Below are 827 nucleotides of genomic sequence, written 5' to 3' on the forward strand. Positions count from 1 at the left end.
ATTTAATATATCTAGAACTTCCATAATTAGATTAGCTGTTACTTCACTTCTAACATCGACAGCAATTTTTTTTAGTGTTGTATCATAAGAACCCTTTGTATCAAATATTCCTATTATAAAACTTTTTAAAACAGTAACACTTGAATTAACTAGACTATCGTGAATATCTCTAACAAAAGTATCTAAATCATAATCTCCAAGTTCTTTAAATAATGTTAAGAAACCTTTCTTGCCAGATGAAAATAAGGCCCTTCCATGTTCAGCACTTACTATACCTGGAAAATAATCATTCATGAATATAGAATTTTGTTTGCTAATATGAGAAGCTATAGATTGAACTTTATTTAAATGAGGTTCTAATTCACTATACTGTAGAGGGGGATTATGTCTAACTAGGCAAACCCAGTATTTATTATCATTAACATTAATAGTTTCACCAACACATAATCCACCTGAAAAATAGGCTAGATAAGGTGTTAGGAAGTCACTTCCTAAATCTAGATTAGTTTGTATAGGTCTAAATGTTTGTGTCATAAAAACACTCCTTTCATAATATTTAAAATAAATTTGTTACATTCAAAATTATATCATATGCAAGGTAAAATATGTAAAACATAAAGCCTTGATTAGATTCTGCTATTGAGTGAATAAGACTGTAGTATATGATATAATTTATTGATGACAATTGTCATCAATATGATTTGAGGGGTGATTATCATAGATAAAGTTAATTATATATTGCAACTTCAAAGTGAAGGTAAAACAAGACATGAGATAAAAGATATTGTAGGATATAAGCTATTAGACAGTATGACTAAGTATATGAG

At 27.9% G+C, this 827-nt stretch carries 1 protein-coding gene; it reads right to left on the minus strand.

Annotated features, from left to right (window positions below; genetic code table 11):
• Nucleotides 1-534, minus strand: a 534-nt coding sequence (locus tag CHF27_RS13955; RefSeq protein WP_147294104.1) for a hypothetical protein, incomplete at its 3' end; no start/stop codon positions are given.
• Between the last annotated feature and the right edge of the window lie 293 nt (nt 535-827).

The sequence above is a fragment of the Romboutsia maritimum genome (genome assembly GCF_002251085.2).
In the GTDB taxonomy this organism is placed as follows: Bacteria; Bacillota; Clostridia; order Peptostreptococcales; family Peptostreptococcaceae; genus Romboutsia_B; species Romboutsia_B maritimum.